This is a genomic window from Streptomyces sp. WAC07094 (assembly GCF_036320405.1).
Taxonomy (GTDB): Bacteria; Actinomycetota; Actinomycetes; order Streptomycetales; family Streptomycetaceae; genus Streptomyces; species Streptomyces lannensis.
On the sequence record NZ_JAVMJZ010000004.1, the window covers coordinates 263,342 to 286,523 of the forward strand.

Annotated in this window: 12 protein-coding genes and 3 pseudogenes; 10 read left to right on the plus strand and 5 right to left on the minus strand. The window is 66.3% G+C overall.

Going from position 1 to position 23,182, the window contains the following annotated elements:
- The first annotated feature begins 323 nt into the window (after positions 1 to 323).
- The 4 genes from RCR19_RS43035 to RCR19_RS43050 all read left to right on the plus strand — a co-directional run bounded on the left by RCR19_RS43035 (position 324) and on the right by RCR19_RS43050 (position 14,138).
- Positions 324 to 3,860: a LamG-like jellyroll fold domain-containing protein gene (locus tag RCR19_RS43035; protein ID WP_331270541.1), complete on the plus strand. Its 3,537-nt coding sequence runs from the start codon at positions 324 to 326 to the stop codon at positions 3,858 to 3,860.
- A gap of 64 nt (positions 3,861 to 3,924) precedes the next feature.
- Positions 3,925 to 10,398, plus strand: coding sequence for an RHS repeat-associated core domain-containing protein (locus RCR19_RS43040; protein ID WP_331270542.1), 6,474 nt, complete (start codon positions 3,925 to 3,927; stop codon positions 10,396 to 10,398).
- 20 nt (positions 10,399 to 10,418) lie between these two features.
- Positions 10,419 to 11,018 (plus strand): hypothetical protein, encoded by a 600-nt coding sequence (locus RCR19_RS43045; RefSeq protein ID WP_331270543.1) that lies wholly within the window; start codon positions 10,419 to 10,421, stop codon positions 11,016 to 11,018.
- 1,107 nt (positions 11,019 to 12,125) lie between these two features.
- On the plus strand, positions 12,126 to 14,138 hold the full coding sequence (locus tag RCR19_RS43050) for a prolyl oligopeptidase family serine peptidase (RefSeq protein ID WP_331270544.1): 2,013 nt from the start codon (positions 12,126 to 12,128) through the stop codon (positions 14,136 to 14,138).
- 33 nt (positions 14,139 to 14,171) lie between these two features.
- On the opposite strand, the pseudogene RCR19_RS43055 reads toward RCR19_RS43050, so the two are convergent.
- A pseudogene (locus RCR19_RS43055) lies at positions 14,172 to 14,339 on the minus strand (transposase); the annotation flags it as partial.
- 17 nt (positions 14,340 to 14,356) lie between these two features.
- Between RCR19_RS43055 and RCR19_RS43060 the strand changes: the two are divergent.
- Together RCR19_RS43060 and RCR19_RS43065 are read left to right on the plus strand one after the other, a co-directional pair.
- Positions 14,357 to 14,539 (plus strand): annotated as a pseudogene (locus RCR19_RS43060) (hypothetical protein); the annotation flags it as partial.
- A gap of 6 nt (positions 14,540 to 14,545) precedes the next feature.
- Positions 14,546 to 15,100, plus strand: a pseudogene (locus RCR19_RS43065) (XRE family transcriptional regulator).
- Positions 15,101 to 15,470: 370 nt separating this feature from the next.
- Here the strand turns inward: RCR19_RS43065 and RCR19_RS43070 are convergent.
- The gene (locus RCR19_RS43070; RefSeq protein WP_331270545.1) at positions 15,471 to 16,337 is read right to left on the minus strand and encodes a hypothetical protein; all 867 of its coding nucleotides are present in this window, start codon (positions 16,335 to 16,337) and stop codon (positions 15,471 to 15,473) included.
- Between the two features lie 482 nt (positions 16,338 to 16,819).
- On the opposite strand from RCR19_RS43070, the gene RCR19_RS43075 reads away from it, so the two are divergent.
- On the plus strand, positions 16,820 to 17,638 hold the full coding sequence (locus RCR19_RS43075; protein WP_331270546.1) for a S1 RNA-binding domain-containing protein: 819 nt from the start codon (positions 16,820 to 16,822) through the stop codon (positions 17,636 to 17,638).
- An 85-nt stretch (positions 17,639 to 17,723) separates the two neighbouring features.
- Here the strand turns inward: RCR19_RS43075 and RCR19_RS43080 are convergent, their stop codons facing one another.
- Positions 17,724 to 18,116 carry a hypothetical protein gene (locus RCR19_RS43080; RefSeq protein WP_331270547.1) on the minus strand — a complete coding sequence of 131 codons (393 nt, stop codon included), beginning with the start codon at positions 18,114 to 18,116 and terminating at the stop codon, positions 17,724 to 17,726.
- 264 nt (positions 18,117 to 18,380) lie between these two features.
- Between RCR19_RS43080 and RCR19_RS43085 the strand changes: the two genes are divergently transcribed.
- The 3 genes from RCR19_RS43085 to RCR19_RS43095 all read left to right on the plus strand — a co-directional run bounded on the left by RCR19_RS43085 (position 18,381) and on the right by RCR19_RS43095 (position 21,411).
- Positions 18,381 to 19,688 carry a tetratricopeptide repeat protein gene (locus RCR19_RS43085; protein WP_331270548.1) on the plus strand — a complete coding sequence of 436 codons (1,308 nt, stop codon included), beginning with the start codon at positions 18,381 to 18,383 and terminating at the stop codon, positions 19,686 to 19,688.
- Between the two features lie 436 nt (positions 19,689 to 20,124).
- Positions 20,125 to 20,583: a lamin tail domain-containing protein gene (locus RCR19_RS43090; protein ID WP_331270549.1), complete on the plus strand. Its 459-nt coding sequence runs from the start codon at positions 20,125 to 20,127 to the stop codon at positions 20,581 to 20,583.
- A gap of 222 nt (positions 20,584 to 20,805) precedes the next feature.
- Positions 20,806 to 21,411, plus strand: coding sequence for an SMI1/KNR4 family protein (locus RCR19_RS43095; RefSeq protein ID WP_331270550.1), 606 nt, complete (start codon positions 20,806 to 20,808; stop codon positions 21,409 to 21,411).
- Positions 21,412 to 21,905: 494 nt separating this feature from the next.
- Here the strand turns inward: RCR19_RS43095 and RCR19_RS43100 are convergent, their stop codons facing one another.
- Positions 21,906 to 22,415 (minus strand): hypothetical protein, encoded by a 510-nt coding sequence (locus tag RCR19_RS43100; protein WP_331270551.1) that lies wholly within the window; start codon positions 22,413 to 22,415, stop codon positions 21,906 to 21,908.
- A 333-nt stretch (positions 22,416 to 22,748) separates the two neighbouring features.
- The gene (locus RCR19_RS43105; RefSeq protein ID WP_331270552.1) at positions 22,749 to 22,991 is read right to left on the minus strand and encodes a hypothetical protein; all 243 of its coding nucleotides are present in this window, start codon (positions 22,989 to 22,991) and stop codon (positions 22,749 to 22,751) included.
- Positions 22,992 to 23,182 lie beyond the last annotated feature (191 nt).

Consider the following 23,182-nt stretch of genomic DNA (forward strand, 5'->3'; position numbering starts at 1 on the left):
ACTTCAGGCTTGCTTGCCGGGTCAGTCTATGTGTCACCTGTGCCGATTTTGTCCGCGTCCTCTTTGCTGCTTGATGGATCTTCGATGGTGATATGCGGGTCATTTCTTTACCGGATTGCATGTGATTTATAGATCGTTTTGATCCATTTGGCGTTCGTGAGGAGTGATTGACAGTGTGTAATTCCTGGGTTTTGATCACCCGGCTGTAAAGGATCTGTGAGCGCGGGGTGGGGGCTATGGGGTGGGGTGGGCTGCGTCGTGCTGTCGGCGTGAGAACGCGTGGCAGACATGCGCCAAAGCGTGGTGTCTGGCTGGTGGCGTCGGTGCTGGTAGTGCAGATGCTCGGCACCGCGGGCGCCGGTCAGACCGCCGCTGCCGCACCGAAGGCGTCATCGGTGGCCACCGACACCAGCGACCTGTCACCTGAGGCAGCTGCATCGCAAAAGGCAGCAGAATCGGGCTCACCCGTCCAGGTGGACGAGGAGACAACCCCCACCCAGCTGGTCACCGCCCAGCCGGACGGCACCTTCACGGTCGAGTTCGACCCCGGTCCAGTGCGGGTGAAGCACGGGTCGGACTGGGTGCCGATCGATACGAACCTGGTGGCGACATCTTCCGGGATGCTGGCGCCGAAGGCCGCTGCGGCTGACGTCACCTTCTCCGGGGGCGGTTCGCGTGACCCACTGGCGAAGATCACGCTGGGCGGGAAGTCGTACAGCGTGGGTTCGCCGTGGACGCTGCCGACCCCCACGCTGTCGGGTGCTACCGCCACCTACGCAAATGTCATGCCCGAGACCGACCTGGTGGTTCAGGCCACCCCGGACGGCTTCAGCGAGAACCTGGTCGTCAAGTCCCGTGAGGCAGCCCAGAGCACGGCTCTGACGAGCATCCGGTTCCCCGTCTCGGTCGACGGCCTGTCCGCGTACGACACCCATGCCGGCGGAGCTGCTTTCCTCGACGACCAAGGGCGCCCCGTGTTCACCACGGGTAACGCGCTGATGTACGACTCCTCGACGGCTGCTGAGGCGGGCGCGCGCACCGCGACGCCCTCGAAGGCCGCTTTTAAGGCGGCGACTGCGACGGCGGATGGGAGCCCGGTCGACGGCCCTGAGCCTGGAGCGCGCACAGCGCCCATGGACGTGACGGTCTCCAACGAGGCGCTGACCCTCAAGCCGGATCAGTCGTTCCTCGATGATCCCCACACCACCTATCCCGTGGTGCTGGATCCCCAGACGAGCAGCGCATCGCTGTCTGGCTGGACGACGATTTGGTCGAGCTCGCCGTCGACGTCGTTCTGGAAGACCGAGCATTCGCTGGGTGTCGGCTACGACGCGTGGGTCGACCACAAGAAGGCGCGCTCGCTGTACCAGTTCGACACGCACACCCTGGGCGGCAAGAAGATCCTTTCGGCGACCTTCACTGCGCTGGAGGTGTGGTCGGCGAACTGCACGGAAAAGCCGGTGGAGTTGTGGCGCACTGGATCGATTTCGTCGTCGACGAAGTGGTCGTCGCCGCTGGCCTGGTCCTCGCGCGTCGACACCGTGACGACGGCCAAGGGCTACTCCTCTTCCTGCCCCGGCGGGAACGTGGAATTCGATGCGACGGGGGCAGTGAGCTACACCGCGGGCCAGTCCGCCTCGACCACGACTCTCGGACTGCGCGCCAGCGATGAGGACGACGAGATTGCCTGGAAGCAGTTCGCCTCACCGTCGGACACCAAGCCCACGCTGTCGGTGACGTTCGTGTCCAAGCCCAGCACCCCGACCAACGTGAAGATGTCGAGCCCGAGCCTGGCCTGCGCCTCGAGCCAGAGCACCCCTGCCGTCATCCGCGACACCACACCGACCTTGACGGCCGCTCCGAAGTCGGCAGACGGTTCGCAGTCCACGCTGCGACCGAACTTCGAGGTCTACAAGGCGGACGGCTCACTGGCCGGGTCGGGGAGCCCGTCCGCGTGGACCACCTCGGGTACGGCCGGTACATGGACCACCCCGACTCTGGTCAATGGCCAGACGTACCGGTTCCGCGCGCGGAGCCAGTACAAGTACTCCTTCGACGGCACGACCAGCTACATGTACTCGGGCTGGACCACGGGATGTTGGTTCAGGATCGACACGACAGGTCCGGTTCCTCCCGATGTCGACGCCACCGTCTACCAGGAGTGCGCAACCCCGGAGTCCCCGGACATCTGCACGCCCTACGGCGGCGTGGGCGTACCCGGGTCGTTCACGCTTAAGGCCAACGGTGCCTCGGACGTCGTCAAGTACACGTACCAGCTGAACGACGACCCCGTGCAGACCAAGACGTTCACGACGCCCACCTCCAGTTTCACCCGGTCCTTGGCCCCCGACGTGCGAGGGCTGAACACCCTCACCGTGCAGACCTGGGACTCTGCGGGCAACTCGTCAAACAGTTACACCTACTCCTTCAAGGTCGCGCCCGGTGCTGGCCCAGTGGACCAGTGGCTGATGGATGAGGGCAGCGGCTCCACGGCGGTCGACTCCGTCGGAGGCAAGGACGCAACCCTGGGCGGCGGAGCGGCCTGGACCAGCCAAGCCCGCCTGGGCAAGGCTTTGCAGACCAATGGCACGTCGGCCTACGCGGCCACGACCTCCTCGGCACTGGACACGACCAAGAGCTTCACGATCTCCGCATGGGCTCGCCTGACGGGCAACTCCCACAATGCCGTGGCCGTGTCCGAGCCGGGAAGCACCGTATCCGCGTTCGCGCTGTACTACTCGACTGCCTACCAGGCGTGGGTCTTCAACCGGACAGCTTCCGACACGGTGTCGCCGCCGACCGTTCGCTCGATTGCGACCACCACCCCAGAAGTCGGCATCTGGACCCATCTGATGGGTGTGTACGACGCGCAGTTCCAGACCATCCAACTGTTCGTCAACGGTGTACCGCAGGGTGACCCCGTCTCCTTCACTACTCCCTGGCAGGCCACCAAGGGGGTACAGATCGGCCGGAGTGAGACAGGCGGCGTCTTCGGCGACTACCTTCCCGGCCAGATCGACCACGTGGTCGCCTGGAACCGGATCCTGTCCGAAGAGGAGATCGCGGACATCCAGGCGATGACCGATCCGAGCACCGGCCACGCGCGGCCGTCCCTGGCTGCCGAGTGGGGCTTGGACGAGACCTCGGGCACCACCGCCGCGGACTCCTCCGGGTACGGTCACACGGCTACCCTCGCTGCCGGCGGCAGCTGGACCACCGATGTCGACGGCGGCAGGGGCAATGTCCTGTCCCTGGACGGAACATCGACGGCCAACGCCACCGCTTCCGGGCCGATCGTGGACTCCCAGGGCGACTTCACCGTGGCGGCCTGGGCCAAGCTCGACCCGACAGCACTGTCCGACACGAGCGTGGCCCACCACATGCGGATCGCCACCCAGTCCGGCGGCGTACGCGACTCCTGGGGCCTGTGGTACGACCAGGCTGCGGGCTCCGCGCAGGGCATGTGGGTGTTCGGCCGCACCAAGGCGGACACCACCAGCGCCGCAGTCGTCAAAGTGCCCGCCAACATCGCATCAGCCCAGCTGGTGGACCCAGGCGAGTGGACCTTCCTGACCGGCGTCTACGACGGCGCCCACCACCAACTGTTCCTCTACGTCAACGGCAACCGCCAGGGAACCCAGGGTGATGGCGACACCGACGACGACACCGGCGACGGCATCGTCTTCACCGATCCCTGGCAGGCCACCGGAACCTTCAACATCGGCCGCGGACGGGTCAGTTCCGGCGCCTACAGCGACTTCGCAAAAAGCCTCGTGGACGACGTGCGCGTGTGGACGGGCGTGATGTCCGACACCGATATCGACCAGATGTACAACAACGAAGCGACCATCCCGCTGTAGCCGCAACCAGCCATACAACACCGGCATGGGTTCGACAGACCTTCAACAATCGGGGAGTGCAGTCATGGGTGGGCTTCGGCGGACACGGATGTGGGTCGTCGCCATCACAGCAAGTGCGCTGGTGGCCACGGGGTTGGGCACTGCCCCTGCCGTATGGGCGGCCCAGCGGCACGGGCACAACACCGTGCAGGCGCCCGACGTCAAAAACGGCACCGCCGTGCCCTTCAAGACCAAGAAGGCCACGAGGAAGGACCCGGCCAAGGCAGCGGCAGCCCGCACGAATGCGGAAGCGGCCAAGCCCACTGCCTGGCCCACCGCCGCGGCCGTCACCGTGCCGGTAGCGGGCAAGGCCGCCCGTGCCAAGGCCACCGCCGTGGGTAAGTTGCCCGTCAAGGTCAGCGCCCCGACCACCGGCACCGCCCCGGCCAAGGTGTCAGTCCGGGTAGCCGGGCACAAAACCGCCACGGACCTGGGCATCAACGGCACCGTCCTTTCCCTCGCCCGCGCCGACGGAGAACAGGGCACCGGCAAGACACAGCTGACCCTGGACTACTCCAGCTTCGCCCACGCCTACGGCGGCGACTACGCTTCACGGCTCAGCCTGGTCCGTCTGCCGTCCTGCGCGCTGACCACCCCGACCCTGAAGAAGTGCCGGACCACGACACCGGTGGCCACCACCAACGACGTGGCACACCACACTCTGACGGCCACCACCCCGGTGCCCTCCTCCGGCATCACGGCGTTCGCCGCGACCGCCGCCACCGCCAAGTCCGGCGCCGGCTCCTACCAGGCCACCTCTCTCAACCCCTCCGCTGCCTGGAACGCAGGCGGCTCCAGCGGCGACTTCACGTGGTCATACCCCCTGGCCGCACCCCCGTCCAACGGAGGCCCGGCACCCAACCTGGCCATCACCTACGACGCGCAGAGCGTCGATGGCCGGCTGCCGTCCACCAACAACCAGCCGTCCTGGATAGGCGAGGGCTTCGACCTCTCGACCTCCTACATCGAGCGCTCCTACGACTCCTGCGACGACGACGGGCAGAGCGGCAAAAACGACGAATGCTGGGCGAGCGACAACGCCACCCTCGTCCTCGGCGGCAAGTCCAGCCCGCTCATCAAGGACAAGACCTCCGGCGCCTGGCATCCCAAGACCGACGACGGCGAACGCGTCGTCCGTTCCTTCGGCGCCCCCAACGGAGACGACGACGGCGAATACTGGACCGTCACCACCCAGGACGGCACCCAGTACGTCTTCGGCAAGAGCCAGCTCCCCGGCTGGACCACCGGAGCCCCGGTCACCAACTCCACCTGGACCGTGCCGGTCTTCGGCGACGACTCCGGCGAACCCGGCTACGACAAGGGCACCAGCTTCTCCGACCGGGCGCGGACCCAGGCCTGGCGCTGGAACCTGGACTACGTAGTGGACCCGCACGGCAACGCGATGTCGTACTGGTACACCAAGGAGACCAACTACTACGCCAAGAACGGCACCACCACCGTCAACGGCACCGTCTACGACCGCGGCGGCTACCTCAGCCGGATCGACTACGGCATCACCTCCTCCAACGTCTTCGGCAAGGCCCCCGAAAAGGTCACCTTCACCCCCGCCGAACGCTGCCTGGTGACCAGCACCGAAAACTGCTCCTCCCTCACCTCCACCACCGCCTCCCACTGGCCGGACGTGCCGTTCGACCAGATCTGCGACTCCGGCAAGGTCTGCTCTGCGACCGGTCCCACGTTCTTCTCCCGCAAGCGCCTCACGTCCGTCACCACCAGCATCTGGGACGCAAGCCTGGCCACCCCCAACTACCGGGACATCGACACCTGGACGCTCGACCAGTCCTTCCCCGACCCCGGCGACGGCACCTCCGCCGGCCTGTGGCTGACATCCATCACCCACACCGGCAAGGACGGCGCGACCACCGCCATGAAGCCGGTCACCTTCGGCGGCATCCAACTCTTCAACCGGGTCGACACCACCCACGACGACGTTGCCGCACTGGTCAAGTGGCGCGTACGCACCATCACCTCGGAAACCGGTTCGGTCCTCACCGTCAACTACTCCGACCCCCAATGCGTCGCGGGCACCACCATGCCCAAGAGCCCCGACTCCGACACCCTGCGCTGCTTCCCGACGTACTGGCAGCCGCCCTTCACCCCAGACCCGCAACTGGACTGGTTCCACAAGTACGTTGTCACCCAGGTCACCGAGTCGGACCCCACCGGCGGCGCGCCGCTGAAGCAGACCGACTACAGCTACAACGACTCACCGGCCTGGCACTACGACAGCGACAACCTCACCGCCCCCGCCAAGCGGAAAACCTGGTCGGTCTGGCGCGGCTACGGCAGCGTCACCACAACGACCGGCAACCCGCAGTCCACCCGCGCCAAGACCGTCGCGACCTACTTCCGCGGCTTGGACGGCGACAAGCAGTCCGACGGCACCACCCGCAGCGTCAAGGTCACTGACTCCACCGGCACCCAGGTCACCGACTCCGATCCCCTGGCCGGGAACGTCCGCGAGTCGATCACCTACAACGGCAGCGCCGAGGTGTCCGGGGTCATCACCGACCAGTGGATCCACCAGACCGGCACTGACGGCACCCGCAACAGCACCTTCACCCGCCCGCACGCTGTCCATACCCGCACCGATCGGTCTGCCGGCAGCCCCCGGAACACCACCGTCACCACGACCTACGACGACGCAACCGGCGCGGCCACCGTGGTCGACGATGCGGGCGACGATGCCGTCACCGGTGACGAAGAGTGCACCCGCACCACCTTCGCCAACAACACCACCGACTGGCTGATGGCCTTCCCTGTGAGGGTCGAGACCGTCGATGTGGCCTGCAACGCCGCCACCAGCCGCCCGGACGACGTCGTCTCCGACGTCCGCACCCTCTACGACAGCCAGACCTACGGCACCGCACCGACGCTCGGCGACGAGACCTCCACCCAGCGACTCTCCTCCTACAGTGGCGGCACCCCCGTCTACCAGACGGTCTCCACCAGCCACTACGACCCCCAGGGCCGCGTCGACTCGGTCAAAGACGCCGACCAGAACACCGTGAGCAGCACCGCCTACACGCCCACCACCGGCGGCCCGCTCACCCAAACCGTCACCACAGACGCCAAGGGCTACGCGACCACCACCACCTTCGACCCCGGCCGCGGCACAGCCACTGCAGTAGTCGACCCGAACACCAAGCGCACCGACTACGCCTACGACGGCCTCGGCCGCCTCACCAACCTCTGGCTGCCCAACCGGTCCAAGGCCAACAACCAGCCCGCCAACCTCGTCTACACCTACACGCTCTCCAACACCGCAGCCTCCGTCGTCTCCACCGGCAAACTCAACAACGACGGCAGCACCTACGACACCACCTACGCCCTGTACGACGCGCTGCTGCGCCCCCGCCAGACGCAGACCCCGGCACCGGGCGGCGGCCGCGTCATCGCGGAGACCAAGTACGACAGCCGCGGCCTGGCAGTGGAGGCGAACGCCGACTACAGCGACGCCACCGCCCCATCCGGCACCCTCGCCAACATCACCTCGGTGGTTCCCTCCCAGACCCTCACCACCTACGACGGCGCGGGCCGTGCCACGGCGTCCGACTTCTACGCCATAGGCAGCAAGAAGTGGACGACCTCCACCGCCTACGAAGGCGACCGCACCACCGTCACCCCGCCCCAGGGCGGCATCGCCACCACGACCCTGACGGACACCCTCGGCCGTACCACCGAGACCCGCCAGTACGACAGCGGCACCCCGACCGGCTCGTACACATCCACCAAGTACACCTACGACGCGAAGAGCCGGCTCAAGGAGGTCGTCGACGACGACGGCAACACCTGGTCATACGGCTATGACCTGATGGGCCGCAAGACCACCTCCACGGACCCCGACACCGGGACGACCACCACCGCGTACAACGACCTCGACCAGGTCGCCTCCACCACCACCGCGGTCGGTACCGCTGACGAGAAGACTCTCAGCTACACCTATGACGTGCTCGGCCGTCAGACGGACATGTACGACGGCACCACCAAGGACGCCGCCCACGAACTCGCCAAGTGGACGTACGACTCCGTCGTGAAGGGGCAACCGACCTCCTCGATCCGCTACGTCGGAGGCTCCGGCACGACCGGCAAGGCCTACATCAGCCAGGTCGGCGCCTACGACTCCCTGTACCGGCCCACCCTGACCCGGGTCACCATCCCCTCAGTCACCGGTGAAGAGGCTTTGGCCGGCGCGTACACGTCGACGATCGGCTACAACCTCGACGGTTCCGTCCAGTTCATTTCCGACCCAGCGGTCGGCGGACTGCCCTCCGAGTCCCTGGAGTACGGCTACAACGAGCTGAGCATGCCGACGACGCTCAACGGCGCAACCGACTACGTACAAAACACCGGCTACACCAAGCTCAGCGACATCAAACAGATCACCCTCGGCGTCTCACCCTCCGACACCGCCAAGTGGCTCCAGATCAGCAACACCTACGAAGACGGCACCCACCGCCTCCAGCGCCAGCTCGTCACCGACGACGCACAGACCCCGCCCGTCCAAGACACGTCGTACAAATACGACGAGGCCGGCAACCCCACCCAGGTAGCCACCCACGCCGACAGCACCGACGACGTCCAGTGCTACCGCTACGACGGCCACGACCGCCTCACCCAGGCCTGGACCGCCACCGACGGCTGCGCCGCCGACCCCACCACCGCCGTCCTCGGCGGCCCGGCACCGTACTGGCACAGCTACACCTACGACGACCTCGGCAACCGCAAGACCCAGGTCGACCACACCACGACCGCCGGCGGCAACGACACCACTACGTCGTACGAGTACCCGACGGCAGGTACCAGTCAGGCTCACACTCTGAAGTCGTCCAGCACGGTCATCGGCAGCACTACTACACGCAACTCCTACACCTACGACGCGTCGGGTAACACCCACACCCGCACCCTCAACGGCAAGACCCAGACCTTCGACTGGGACGACGAAAACAACCTCACCAAGGTCACCAACGCCGACGGCACCACGGCCTCCTACCTCTACGACGCTGACGGCAACCGGCTTCTCTCCCGCGACGGCACCGGTACCACGCTCTACCTCGGCGACACCGAAGTCCACCTCGCCAAGGGCACCAGCACTACCACCGGCACCCGCTACTACACGTGGGCTGGCCAGACCATCGCCGTCCGCACCAGCTCCGGCAGCCTCCAATGGCAAGTTACCGATGCCCACGACACCGCCGAAACCGCCGTCGACGCCACCACCCAAGCCATCACACGCCGTCGCCTCGACCCCTTCGGCAACCCCCGCGGCCCCCAACCCGCCACCGGCACATGGCTCGGTGACAAGGGATTCGTCAACGGCATCCAGGACACCACCACTGGTCTCACCCACCTTGGCGCGCGCGAATACGACCCCACCATCGGCCGCTTCATCTCCGACGACCCCGTCCTCGAGCTGACCGACGCCCAGCAGATCGACGGCTACACCTACGCCGCCGACAACCCCATCACCAATAGCGACCCCGCCGGGCTGTGCACCGACCCGGGCAACGGACACTGCCAGCCCGACAACGGCGGCAAGAGGGACCAGGCCCCGGACCCCGCCTACGGCAACACCAACCCCCTCCCGGGCGACAACGGCGGCACCCACCACGGTGGTGACGGAGGAAACTCCTCCCACCACAGCTGCGGCTGGTCGCTCTCCTGCCACGCCTCCAACTTCGCCCACAAGGCGTACCACGTCGTCCAACGACACCCGGTGATTGCAGCGGTTGTGGCCACTGCAGTCGTCGTCGGAGTAGTCGCATGCGTCGCTGCGACAGTCGGTGGCTGCGGAGCCGTTCTAGCGGCAGGGGCGGCTGGCTTCGCTTCCGGTGCCGAAGCCGGGCTGGGGGCAGCCGTAGTCGGCGGCGCCATCGGCGTCATAGGCCAAGGCGGAGCGGTCATAGCAGGGGCAACTGGAATCGCTAGTGCAGCAGCGGCGGCCATCGCTAGAGGTGCGAAGACAGCTACCAGTGAAGAAGCGGCCGCGTCAACAGGAGCCAGAAGCGCGGATGCCGCTGCAGAACGCACTGCTCTTTCTGGCTCGGCCGACCGTGCCAGAGCTCGGGCACAGAAAATTCAAGACAAGCATCTGAACCGGGCCCCCAAAAAACGGGACGATATCGCGTACAAGCAGCGGATGGTAGCGGTAGTTGAAACGGATGGCTTGAGCGTCGCTGGCGGGGGGGCGCGTGATCTGAGCCCCGAGCAGTTCAGGATGCTCGATCCGCAAACGGAGATCATGGCCAAGCTGACCCATGCGCACGGGGAGGAGACCGCCGTGACAGGTGCTGTAGAGCATGGGCTGATTCCGCAAGCCATTGGAACCTCCAAGGACTTTTGCGATCTCTGCGAGCTCTTCATCCAAGAAACGGGGGGAATTATCACCGGGCCTCGCACCGCGATATGGCCTCAGTTTGGAGGGCCAGAGATCGACCCGGCTCTTGTCGGCTGGGACTCCCCGGAGTCGGCGGGCTAAGACATGATTAGGATGGTCCAATGATTCAGCGCTATGACGGAGATGTACTCCTGTCGGACCTAGAAGCTCTAGCCGCTCCCCAACGCAGGGCGTTTGCCGCAGCCTGCGCCGAGGCACTGCTGAGGCACTTCGGATCCGCCTGGGCGGCCAGCGAATCGGCTGGCTCAACGGAGTGTGAACAGGTAGTCGCTTTCTGCTGGCGTGCGGTGGAGCGAGGTGCAGGAGATCCGGAAAGCTCAGAGATCGTCGACCTCTTCCTCACGGGACTGGAAGAAATCCTGTCTGAAGACGAAGAAGGGGACCTGGGAGTCATGGAGCATGTGATTGCTGGCGCTTATTACGCACTCAAATGCTCTAGAGAAGGGGACTCGGGAAATGCCGAGCTAGTAGCTAAGAACCTGTACGAAGCGGCAGACTACGTAGCCCTGGCGGATCCAGAGATTGACATGGCGAGCCCGAATGCAGGAAGTGCCATCATCGCATCGGAAGTTGTTCAGAAGACTCTTGCTGTCATTGCAGGGATTCGAGACCTTGTGATCGCTCGCACTTTTCAGGGTTCCGATCAATCTGTGGAAATCTCCCAAGTGCGAGGATTCGCCAGACAAGGGCTGGATGGATGAGAGATATGGTCTCCCAGCGCTGAATCGTGAGACGTGGGAACTGGCCAAAGGTGACATCTAGGGGGGCGAATTGGCGTCTGACGCAATTGTGAACCGCGAAGGTGTGGAGGGGGTACCTTCCACGGTTGTCAGGGCGATGGGTCTGGAGTGGTACAAAAGCCACCTGGCTAGCATGGAACCTCGGCAGGAAGCCCGGCCAGAGGGCGCACTAGTGGAGTACATTACGGACGTGAGTTCGGCTACAGGTGCGACTGGCAATCCTGTGCTGCTGCTGGCTCCTAACAACCGCCGGATCGCAGCGCGCCTGGTAGATACGTTGATTTCTTCAATGCTCGCGTGCTTGAGCTTCATCGCTGCGGCGGCCTCCAGCGATGGCATCGCGCTGCTCGTCCTTGTGCCAGTTGCATGTGCAGCCGGTGGGTTGCTGTACTACCTACCTCTGGTGCATTGGTGGGGCACAACCGTCGGCAAGCGACTCTTTGGGCTGCGAGTAGTTCGACTTTGGTCAGATGGGACCCTGCCGCCGTCATGGAAGGACACGTTCATTCGGGAGTTCGACCGGGGGGCATTCTTGTCGATACCGATACTGAACTTGCTTGTCGCTGCAATTCTACTGGCGCAGATGGCTAGGGACCGAGCTGTCTATCACCAGAGCAAGTACGACCGTGCAGCCCGCACGGTTGTGGTTCGGTGGCCGGGACTCATCGGCGGCAGCGCGGTTGGTGGGAACCACTGAGTAGCGCGGCGCGCACGGGACTGGTGTAGGTGCTGGTAGTTGTGACAATGGAGAAACGATGGGACGCGGGGGCAAGATCTGCAGTGCGACGCTCCGCAGACGTGACACCGCGTCGGTTAATGAATTGGGAGTCGGGCCGCGACCCTGGAAGGGGGCGTTCGTGAGCGTCGGGTGCGTGCGGCGGTCTGAACGTGTTGCTGTGATCGGAGGCGCCGTTCACGAGTCAGCTCGGAGGCGGCTGACGGGATCCCGTCCGATCACTTCGATCGGGCGGGATCTCTGCGTTTCGCCGGACGGGCGGCAGGCACCCCTGGCGGGCGGCGCCCGTAATCCGCTGTTCACCGCCTCCTTCGCGAGCAAGAATCGTCCGCATGTCTGCGATCCCCGGTGGCACGACCGCCTTCCACGACCTGCCCGCGTTCCTCGCCCAGCCTCGCGTCAACTGCCTAGCGCTGTCCGCCGACGGTGGCCGTCTCGTCGCCACCGTGCAGACGCTGTCGGAGGACCGGACCAGGTTCGTGTCCGGGCTGTGGGAGATCGATCCGGCCGGGGAGCGCGAGGCGCTGCGCCTGACCCGGTCGGGGAAGGGCGAGTCCGGGCCCGTGTTCGGCCCGGACGGGGTGCTGTACTTCCTGTCGGAACGCGAGGACGACAGTGAGGAGGACAAGCACGAGGGTGCCGCGCTGTGGGCGCTGCCCGGGCGTGGTGAGGCCGCCGTCGTGGCCCGGCACCCGGGCGGGATCACCGCGTTCACCGTCGCCCGGGACTCCGGCGCGCTGGCCCACACCGCCGGGCTGCTGCCCGGGGCCGCCGACGCGGACGCGCACGGCAAGCTGCGCACGGCGCGCAAGGACGCGAAGGTCACCGCGATCCTGTACGAGGCCGGGCCGACCCGCGCCTGGGACCGCGATCTCGGCCCCGAGGTACAGCACACCTTCGTGCGCGCGGGGGCCGAGGGCGCCGTGGTCGACGCCGGCGGGCAGGGCGTCGGCCTCGAGCACCCCGGGGACGTGGCGCTGTCGCCCGACGGGACGCGAGTGGCCTACACCCGGTTCGTACCCGGCCGGGTGCCCGCCGAGAACCGCACCGCCGTGGTGGTGGCACACGCGGCCACCGGCGAGGAGGTCTTGGTCCTGGGCGATGTGGAGCACCTCTACGAGGCGCCGGTGTTCACGCACGACGGCTCGGCGGTCGTGTGCTCGCGGATGACGTGGCCGACTTACGACGAGTCGATGGACATGACGCTCGTCCGGGTCGGCGTGGACGGCGGCGAGGCCGTCGATCTGCTGCCCGGGTTCGACAACTGGCCTGTCGGCGCCGTCTGTTCGACGGTCGACGACGCCCTCTTCTTCGTGGCCGATGTGGAGGGTCACGCGCCTGTCTTCCGGCGGGACGCGGACGGCACCGTGACCCGGCTCACCGCCTCGGGCGCGTACGGCTCGCTCTGCGTGGCCCCCGACGGGCGGACGCTGTACGCGCTGCGCAACGCGATCGACTCGCCGCCGCGGCCGGTCAGGTTCGAGGCCGGCGTCGCCGACCAGACGCCGGTCGAGCTGCCCGCCCCCGGTGCGTTCGACGCGCTGCCGGGCACCCTCACCGAGGTGCACGCCAACGCGGCGGACGGGTACCGGCTGCGCGGCTGGCTCGTGCTGCCTGAGGGCGCGTCGGCCGAGAACCCCGCGCCACTGCTCGTCGCCGTGCACGGCGGGCCGCAGGGCAGCTGGAACGGCTGGACCTGGCGGTGGAACCCGTGGCCGTTCGCGGCCCGCGGTTACGCGGTGCTGCTGCCCGACCCGGCCCTATCGACCGGCTACGGTCAGCAGGGCCACCGGCGCGGCTGGGGGCAGTGGGGCGGGGTCCCGTACACGGACGTGATGGCGCTGACCGACGCAACCGAGGCCCGTGACGACATCGATGCCGCGCGCACCGCGCTCGGGGGCGGCTCGTACGGCGGCTACATGGCCAACCGGGTCGCCACGAGCACCGATCGGTTCAAGGCGATCGTGAGCCACGCAGGCCTGTGGGACCTGCGGTCCTTCCAGGGCGACACCGACGCGCCCTGGTACTTCCAGTGCATCTTCGGGGACCCGGTGACCCGGCCCGAGCGGTACGAGGCGCACTCCCCGTACCTGGACGCCGCGAAGATCCGTACGCCGATGCTGGTCATCCACGGCGCGAAGGACTACCGCGTGCCGGTCGGCCAGGGCGCCGCGCTCTTCCAGGATCTGCAGCGGTTCGAGGTGCCTGCGAAGTACTTGTACTTCCCGGACGAGAACCACTGGATCCTCTCCCCGGGCCACATCCAGGTCTGGTACGAGGCGTTCCTGAACTTCCTCGATCACCACGTCCTTGGTGACGAGTGGCAGCGGCCCGGACTGCTGTGAGCGCGGGCGGGCGTCGGCCTTCGACGAGATGGGATCCCCGCTTTTGGGCAGGAACGGACGCCGGTTCACCGCGGCCGACGCGTTAGCGGACGCCAGGTGCAGCGACACCCCGACCCGGCAGTTGGTGACCTCGACCGCGACGCCGGTGTACTGCCAGGGCACGCGGGTGGCGATGTCGACGGAGTGGTGGGACGGTTCCATGGCCCGGGAAGTGACGCTACAAGGATGGCAAGCCCCTGCCCGGCGGCTTCCGGCTCGGCGTCTCACCCGGCATGGTCAAACACGAGGGCACGCAAAGCGTGCTGTGGGCCGAAGGCCTGACGGAGAAGCACGGTCCCGACGTGAACATTGCCCGGCACATCAAGACCGGCACCCTCTCCAGCCAGGACAACGGGGAGTAAACACCAATGGGCCTCCTCACCGACAGCCTCGACAAAGCCGACACCGCCCACTTCACCCGCCCCATCCCGAAGTCTGCCAAATCCCAGATGCAATACCTGGTGAAGCAGATCAAGGGGAACCAAGGCGGCAGCCGACCTGCTCGGCGTCACCCAACGCACCGTCGAGCGCTACCTCAAAGGCCAGATCAAACATCCCCGCCGCGACCTCGCCGAACGGCTCGCCGCCGAAGTAACCAAGCGATGGCAGCCCCGAGTACGCGACAGGGCAAAGAAACAGGCCGCCACCACCGGCGGCATCTACATCGACACCCGAGCCAGATTCGGCTTCACCGCAGCCCCGGGCACCACCGACGACCCGCGGCTACGCCCCATCACCCAAGGACTCCCACCCGCCTACGCCCAACGCCTTTTCGACGCCCACGCCGCCGGCGCCGCCGAGCAGCAAGCTCCAGGACATCCTTGCCGAGGGCCTCCAAGAGATCTACTTCAAGGACCGCGGGAGGCGCGCCGACGGTCTGACGGTGAAGTTCACCCATTGACTACATCGACGTCGACTACTGAAGGTCACCTCGCCACATTGGCTTTAACCATCGTGTGACTGAGCGCTTCAGTTGGCGAGTGAGCGTGCCGGTTGGCGAGTTGAGCTGGCGGCTGTGACCGAGGGCGGTACATGCCCGGATGGACAACTCCGATGCACGATTAATTCGGCCCGACGGTGACGCCGAGCGCAAGCTGGCCCGTCTGCTCGTGATACCACCCAGGCGTGAGGTGATCAGCGCAGCAGAAGAGCGCCGTGCACCTGCTCGTCGAAGATTTCGATCACCCGGTCGAAGACCGTCTGATCCTCGCTGGCACGAGCCGCGGCGAGCTCCTTGCGGACTGGCGTCGGATGGTCGGCGACCGGGCGAAAAGGTCTTTCCAGTGCTGGGTATCAGCTGCTGAGGTCGAACAGGCCCCACACAGTGAATGGCTCGGCCTGGACGTAGATCCTGCTTCCTCGGCTGACGACCCGCCGGCGGTGGGGAGCAGGGCCATTGGGCAGGGTGAGCACGCTGACCTCCGTTGGCTCGACAGATGTTTCGGTGAGCTCTCCGTGGGCGAGTCGGTCCCGCTCCTCGCCGTAGCCGCCGTAGAAGGTGACTCGCTCGCCGTGGACAGCCACCGCTTTGGCGCCCCGTATGCGGTTCGACCACACCCTCACGGGCTGGTCGGTGCGGTCGGGGCGTATCTCGACGAGCGGGAAGTCCGTGTAGGGGCACGCCCAGGCGGCGGTACTCGACACGTTCAGCGCGTAGCAGTCGAAGAGACCAGGGATGCGGGCACCGTCCGACGTCCAGGCGAGCCGGCCCGTGGCGCTCCAGCGGCGGATTCCGGCCGGGTTCTCGTCGAAGTGACCGACCCAGATATGGCCGGCCTCGTCAACAAGCAGGTGCTCGATGGCGTCCCCGACGGAGAAGGACGAGGTCTCGCGCCCGAGCGCGTCGAAGACCTGGACCTGGTTCGCGTCCTCGTGCCGGCGGGCGCGCGACGCGGCGACGACGAACCCACCGTCCGGCAGGCGGTCCAGGTGCGGCCAGCGGGCTCGCACGGCGCTCAGCTCGGTGAGTTCGACGTTGCCGCCCGGATGGACGGAGACGACCAGCGCGTCGAAGGGCAGGACATCGCCGCCGGGCTGCGGAGCGCGCTCGGCAAGCAGCCAGTGGGCGGCGCCGAAGACGTCGACGGTACTGGTCAGGACGTGGCGGTTGTGGTGCGCTCGGGGGAGGTGGGCGTAGGGAATGAGGGCAGTCTTCTGCACGGGCGGGCTCTCCTTGGTGGGCGGTCACGGCCATCGGTCGCTGCGGTGAGTTGCGGTCGGCGGCGCGCGAGCTGTGGAGAGCGGAGCGGGGCGCCTAGAGGGCATGGCCCTTTCTGGTCGTCATGAGGTGATCATCGTCGACATCCAGCCCCATGACAAACCCTTTCGGCGCACTGCCCTCATTGATCGACGAAACCGTCCAGGTCAGCCTCAACGAGGGCCATCCTGTCTGCCAACTCGAATGCGCAGCACGACAAGTCCAGTGCTCATCGAACAGGTCTAGTGCTCAGTCACACATCGTGTGTGAGCCAAAGCGCGATAGTTGTCACATAGGCAGGCTTGTTGTCACCTGCGAGGTTGGGCGCCGGACTCGGGGGATGAGCCGTGACACGCTAGTTGGAACCTGGTCACGAGAGTTGGAACCAGTTCGACCGGCGCCGACTAAGCTCACCTTTATGTCCGAGCCAGCCCCTGACCCTCGCATGCAGTCCTTGATCAACCACCTCCGGCCGGGGGCCGTGAGAACTGTGAAGGTCACCGGGTTCGACGGAGCGGACGTCCTGGTGCAGCTCGTAGATGCCGAAGGAGGGGCGACTGAGATCGGTCGGATTCCTCGGCAGGAAGCGTCGACGCGTCGGATGGAGCATCCATGCGAGCTGTTTGAGGTCGGCCAGGAGATCAACGCCGAAGAGATCGGTCGTTGGCGCGAAGGTCAGCTTCACCTCTCCGCCAGGGCGTGCGAGATTCCGGCCTTGCGATCCTTCCTCCTCGCGTTCGAACGAGGGCAGGTCGTCACCGGGACAGTCTCCGAGGTTCACAACTTCGGGGTCTTCGTTCACGTCGATGGCGAACCGGACGGTCTGTGCACCGGCTTCATCCGGGTACCGGACCTGACGTGGGGCTGGATTAACCACCCCTCAGAGGCAGTCGAAGCTGGCCAGCGGATCACCGCTGAGGTGATCATCGCCGAGACCCGCTCCGGACAGGTCACGCTCTCCTTGAAGGCTCTGCAGGAAGATCCACTCATTCGGTTCGCGGATCAGGTCGGCCGAGTCCTCACCGGGCCGGTTACGAAGATCATTCCTTTTGGTGTGTTCGTGCGGCTTGCTCCCGACGTTGTGGGGTTTCTTCATCTCTCTGAGCTGACTGACGAGTCGGTCGAGACTCCGGATCAGCTTGTCAATGAAGGCGAGCTGATCACGGTGAAGGTCACCGAGGTCGACCTCCAGCGCCACCGCGTGCGGCTGGGCGCCGCTGGCGGAGTGGAACAGAACCTAGCGAACTGGCGCCAAGAAAACTGACAACTTGCGGTTGGTCGCAAGAGGCGTGACCACTTGGTGCCAACAAGCGTGTCCCGCCAACCAGAAGCCACCAGCTCGCGGAGCCTCACCGGTTCCAACTAATGTGTCCAGGCTCAGGGGAGGCGGTCGACTCCATGGTGGTGGGTCGGCGTCCGCCGCAGCAGGCCACCACTACTGTCGCCGTGGAGTTCAGGAAGATCGTGAACCAGGATGACCTGTCCACCGCGTCGATGGATCCGGTACGAAGCGGCTCTTCCCCGGCTCGCAGAAGGATGTCGACGCTGTCGGCCAGGCCATCGATCGTGTGGCCACGCTTCAAGGAGTGGTGCATTCGACCCCGGAAGACGCCCGCGTGCCGGTTGGCCGGGACCAGGCCGTCCCAGACGACGAAGTCAGCTCCGGCGATCAAGGCGTTACGTGCAGGCCCGCATGCCGACGTCTGTTCGCGCAGCATGGCGATGAGGTCGTCACGAGTCACACTGCGCCCCGGCGACAGGAAGACCAGTGATCGGCTATGTGTGACAACTCCAGCGCCTCTCTGGCGACGGTCCGGCTGCTTCGACCTGGTTTCTGTGCAGCCTATGCGGTGCTGTCGGTGACAACTACCGAGCCTCGGCACACGTGTTCCGGCTCATAGACGCTTCCACAGCGCGGTGGTGTCAGTGAGCGTTCCTATGCTCTTGCCATGGACGTTGACGATCTTGAGTGGCAAGAGCGGATGCTCGGGGGGATCCCGCCGCGGATGGCAGATCTTCTCCTCGAACTCGGGCATCTGGATCTGGTGGTGGAGGCGGCGGGCGAGCGTGGTGAGTGGTTCTGCGCGCTGGCGGCCGTGCGCGATCTGTGTGGGGCGGAGGACTACGAGCGGGCCTGGTCGGTCATCGAGCCGTTCGCCGTAACCGGCTGGAAGCCTGCCGTGACGAAGGCTGCCGAGGTTCGCTTCCGGATGGGGCGGGTCGAGGAGGCGCTGGCGCTGGTCCGCCCGGACGAGCCGGTGACGGAGGGCCGGGAATGGCGCGACTGCGCCCTGATGCTGGCGAAGGCTGGGAGGTTGGACGAGGCGATTGATGCTCTCGCCCCTCACCTGGAGGACTGGTGGTTGCAGTCGACTTTGGTCGAATTGACCGAGGGGGAAGATCGGGACGAGCGTGTCCTGGAACTGCTTGCCCCGTTGGCGCAGGGAGGTAGGCAGGCCGCGGCGAACGGTGAGTGGAACCATCCCGGCTGGCAGGCCCTGGACCTTCAAGCCAGGGTCTTGGAACGTGCCGGTCGCGTCGAGGAGGCGATCCGCCTTCTCGGGGCCGACGTGGCCGGGCGCCGGTACCTCGTCCAGAACACCGTCGAGTCCTATGCGGCACTGCTCGCACGCCACGGCCGGATCGAGGAGCTGCGCGAGCTGGGGACCGGCGAGCACGCGACCGCAGCCCTGGAGCACTACACGAAGGCGCTTGAGGACCTGGACCGGGACCATGAGGCCGAGACGGTTCTGCGTGAGATCATCGAAGCCACCGACCACTCCAACCATCGCAGTACCCTCGTGGGCCTCCTGGCACGGCAGGGGCGGATCGACGAGGCAGTCGAGGTCGGACGGCCCACGTTCGAGTACTACGACTGCGGCAATCACCTCGACTGGGCCGTAGACCTGCTCGTCGAGGACGGGCGACCAGAGCAGGCTCTTCAGCTACTGGAGGAGCGCAGCGAGGAGTACCTCAAGGAGCACGCGTACCAGGTCCAGTCCATGCGGTTGTCGCTGCTGGCGGAGGCCGGACGCCACGAGGAGGCCATTGCTGAGGCCACGGCGTTGCCGGCGGAGGAGTACTGGGACAGGGACACGACGATCGCATACCTGCTAAAGGGGGCCGGCCGCGTGGACGAGGCCGTCTCCTTGCTCCAATCGTCCACCGAGTCCCGAGCGCCCCTTTACCTGGCAGAGCTCCTGATCAAGCAGGGGCGGCCCGCCGAGGCTATCGCAGCCCTGCCCTTGCCGTCCGTCCAACGCGGGCAGGAGGCCCGAGCCCGACGCCACACCGAGCCCAACCCTTTCGACTGACCGCCATCACACCATGCGATTGCTGCGAGGGACGCACGGTGCTGAGGCTTCGATGTGGCAAGCGCCGCCAACTCGACTACTCGGTCACAAAAAGTCTCTGACCAGCGGACAAGCGCCGTTACCCACTTTCGGGTGACGGCTTGACGTACGCCGGGGTAGTGCGCGCCTGGCGCATTCGGGGCGCGGGTCAATCCGCACATGGGGTGGGATAAGTGATGGGCCGTCAAGCTCACGTATCAGGCACATAGATGCACACCGCACTTGTTTGTCTCGGTGATATGGCCGTTTTGTAACGCCATTCGCGGAATACCCGCATCACTCGCGCTTCGGCCCCAAAGTGTGGATGCGCGGTTGAACCGGCCGCGCAGCACACCGCACCACTCGTGCACAGCCCCCGGGCCGTGCACTGTGTGCCCGCACATGCAGGGGGAAACCTGTGACCACTTCCACGACTGCTCGCCGCCTGGGCGCGGTTGTCCTCACCGCTGCCACCCTCGGTAGCCTGGCCGCCGTGCCGGCCACCGCCGCCAGTCGGCCGCACCGGCCCGACGTTCAGATCAGCCGCGTGCAGTACGACTCCCCGGGCCGTGACGACCGCTCCAACCGCTCCCTGAACGGCGAGTGGGTGCAGATCACCAACAACACCCGCCGCGCGATCAACCTGGACGGATGGACACTGTCCGACCGCGACCACCACACGTACCGCTTCCACCACTACCGCCTGGCCGGCCGAGCCACGGTCCGCGTCCACACCGGGATCGGCCGCGACGTGCGCACCGACCTGTACCAGGACCGCCGCGCCTACGTGTGGAACAACGACACCGACACCGCGACCCTGCGCAACCAGCGCGGCCGCACCGTCGACTCCATCTCCTGGGGACACCGTCACCGCTAGCCGTTCCGGCACGCACTGACTGCAGGTAGAAGGGGCCGCGCACCCGGTTGGGTGCGCGGCCCCTTCGTTTACCCGCACCTTTCCACCATCCCGCACCCGTGCGTCGCCGAGAAGCCCCGCAAGGGTGAATCCGATTGGCCGTCAACTGCGCATGGCAGCAAGGATGCTGCTCAGCAGAGCACGTCGGTCGGCCCCACCCAACTGCCCGGGGAAGTGACAGGAATGAAGGACGACTATCTCGAGCGTGTGCTGGAGATGCTCGGCGAGCCGTCGTGGCGGTACCGGGATCCTGAGGCGTGGCACAGGTTGGAGAATGAGCTGGGTACGAGCCTCCCGGAGGACTTCAAGGAGATCGTCGATGCCTACGCTCCCGTCCAGGTCAACGGCCATCTCTACCTGAGTCATCCGGCGACCGACCGCTGGAACCTCTCCGAGCAGATCCGCAGAACGTCCCATGCGTGGTCGCAGATCGAGTGGGACGAGGACGAGCCTGACGGGGACCCCCGAGTCTCGCTCGGCACCTCCGACCTCGCCTTCGGTACTCCGGACGGACTGATTCCGATCTGTGGCACCGATCGGGGCGAGGAGATCTTCTACGCACCTCGTGGCGCTCTGGGACGGGGCTCCCTCTTCATCGAGAACGGTGAGGGCGAGTTCTTCGAGTACTCGTTTTCGTTCGCGAAGTGGCTCTACCTCTGGCTCACCGGTGAGGAGGTCACCGGTCCTGGCGGTTCCGCCTTCTACCCGGGCCCGGTGGTCCTCCAAGATTTGCCCATGACACCGGACGAGCAGCCTGAGAAGCGGTACGGGCCCGCCCGGGGAATGTGAGGGATTCCACGATGCCCGGGCCGTGGCGCGATCGAGGTTGCGAAGGCCGACGCCCATTGCCAGGTGGACACCGGGTTGGCCGAGACCGTCGAGCACGTCCAACGAACGGTCGAACAGCGCTGCTCACAGCGGAGGACAGGGAGACCATCGCGCAGTATCGGCGGGCCAAGCAGCGGGCGCTCACTGCTGCAGCCGAATGAGCGTTTTCTCTCCTGGCCCGGGCCAGGAGAGAAAACCGAGCTGCGCAGCGTTTCACGGTCGCCGACATGCAGCCTGCTTGAGAAGCCAACTTTGTGCCGCCTGCAGGACCTCGTCCCGGTTGCGTGCCACGGGGCGTGGATCCTTGACGATCTCCACGTCTGGAGGGATCGGTGCGTCAATGCACGGCCTGTTCGGCGCGTCTGTGTCCGTACCGCTCATGTCGGCGGTGACGGGTGCCCAGCCAGTAAAAAGGGCGTGGCCGCCGGTGGCGGCGTATTGCCCGGTGCTGAGGCTCAGGACGGCACGAGTGCGAGGTGGACGGTGTTGTCGTATGGCACGACCAGCGTGCGCCCTCCAGGTGTTGTCCAGTGTGCGGGTACCAGGAAGAGGTGGTCGTTCGCCTGGACCAGCAGCCGCAGGCCTCGGTAGCGGTACTGGAGTTGGCTCCCCGCGCTCGGCGTGAGCCGCGTGCCGCTGGCGCCGGCCGGGAGGTCACGCAGCGGTTCCTTGGTGTACAGGACGATCTCCGGGCGTCTTGGCAGGGAGTCGGCGTCGTCTAGTGCTCGGCCCAGCCCGTGGGCGGTGGCGAAACTGGTGGCGGTCCAGAAAGCGCTGGCGATGACGAGGAGGGTCGTCCAGGCGATCGCGTATCTGCACAGGCGTATGCAGGCTGTTGAGGCGAGCCAGTCCGCGACGGCTGAGCGCGTGGGAGGATCCGCGTCTTCGGGCGCGTTACGGAACCGTCGCCGGTCTCGGCGGATGGTGATCCGGCGCAGCAGCCAGCTTCCGTAGGTGAGACCCACAGCACCGACACCGAGGCACAGGGGCCGTGAGTGCGATCGTCTCGGTACGGGAGATGTGCGGTACCAGCAGGGACTCTGGCGCATCGTAAGCGACCGTTGCCGAGCCGCGGCGTCGGTGCCTCCGTCGACGCGATCGCCTCGACGCGTGCTGCACAGCTTCCCTGCCTGGAGGATCGTGATGTGGAAGGGCAACGTCTTCGGCATCGTCGGCCCGGGACTCATGGTCCTTCGCGGCCCTCGCCAGCCAGCAATCGGTCCGTCACCGCGGGGTATGCCCTGGACACTGGTCCAGGGACTGCCGAGCCTCGGCAGTCCCTGGAGGAGGCAGGCAGTTCAGCCACCCGATGACTTCCGGGTGGGGCGCGGACGAGTTCCGCCGGATTTAAGGTGAGTCGGCGGGCGGTGAGAAAACCGACGCCCTATCCACGCAGCAGTCGTCATGACAAAGGCGGCGGCAAGGGCGCCGAGGAATTCCGGCACCGCGGCAAGCAGAAGCTGCCACAAGGCCGACTCCTGTCCTGTCCGATGACGCGTGTCGCCGAGTGCCACGGCGAGATCGACGAGGTCGCTGATCATTTCAAGTCTCCTTACCGAGCGGTCCGTTGCTGCCGAAAGGGCATGCGGAGACAGTCGCCCCTTGGAGCGCGGTCCCCACGTGGCTGGGGACCGGCTGGGACGACCAGGGACGGCGGGGGACAACGACGGGGACAACTCCCTTGTGGTGGCCTCGCTGAACCAGCCGACAGCTGCAAGCATCGTGGGGCAGC

Coding starts and splice junctions, on each gene's coding strand:
- RCR19_RS43105 (WP_331270552.1), bottom strand. CDS start 22,991: ATGATCAGCGACCTCGTCGATCTCGCCGTGGCACTCGGCGACACGCGT.
- RCR19_RS43095 (WP_331270550.1), top strand. CDS start 20,806: ATGAAGGACGACTATCTCGAGCGTGTGCTGGAGATGCTCGGCGAGCCG.
- RCR19_RS43075 (WP_331270546.1), top strand. CDS start 16,820: ATGCAGTCCTTGATCAACCACCTCCGGCCGGGGGCCGTGAGAACTGTG.
- RCR19_RS43085 (WP_331270548.1), top strand. CDS start 18,381: ATGGCAGATCTTCTCCTCGAACTCGGGCATCTGGATCTGGTGGTGGAG.
- RCR19_RS43050 (WP_331270544.1), top strand. CDS start 12,126: ATGTCTGCGATCCCCGGTGGCACGACCGCCTTCCACGACCTGCCCGCG.
- RCR19_RS43040 (WP_331270542.1), top strand. CDS start 3,925: ATGGGTGGGCTTCGGCGGACACGGATGTGGGTCGTCGCCATCACAGCA.
- RCR19_RS43045 (WP_331270543.1), top strand. CDS start 10,419: ATGATTCAGCGCTATGACGGAGATGTACTCCTGTCGGACCTAGAAGCT.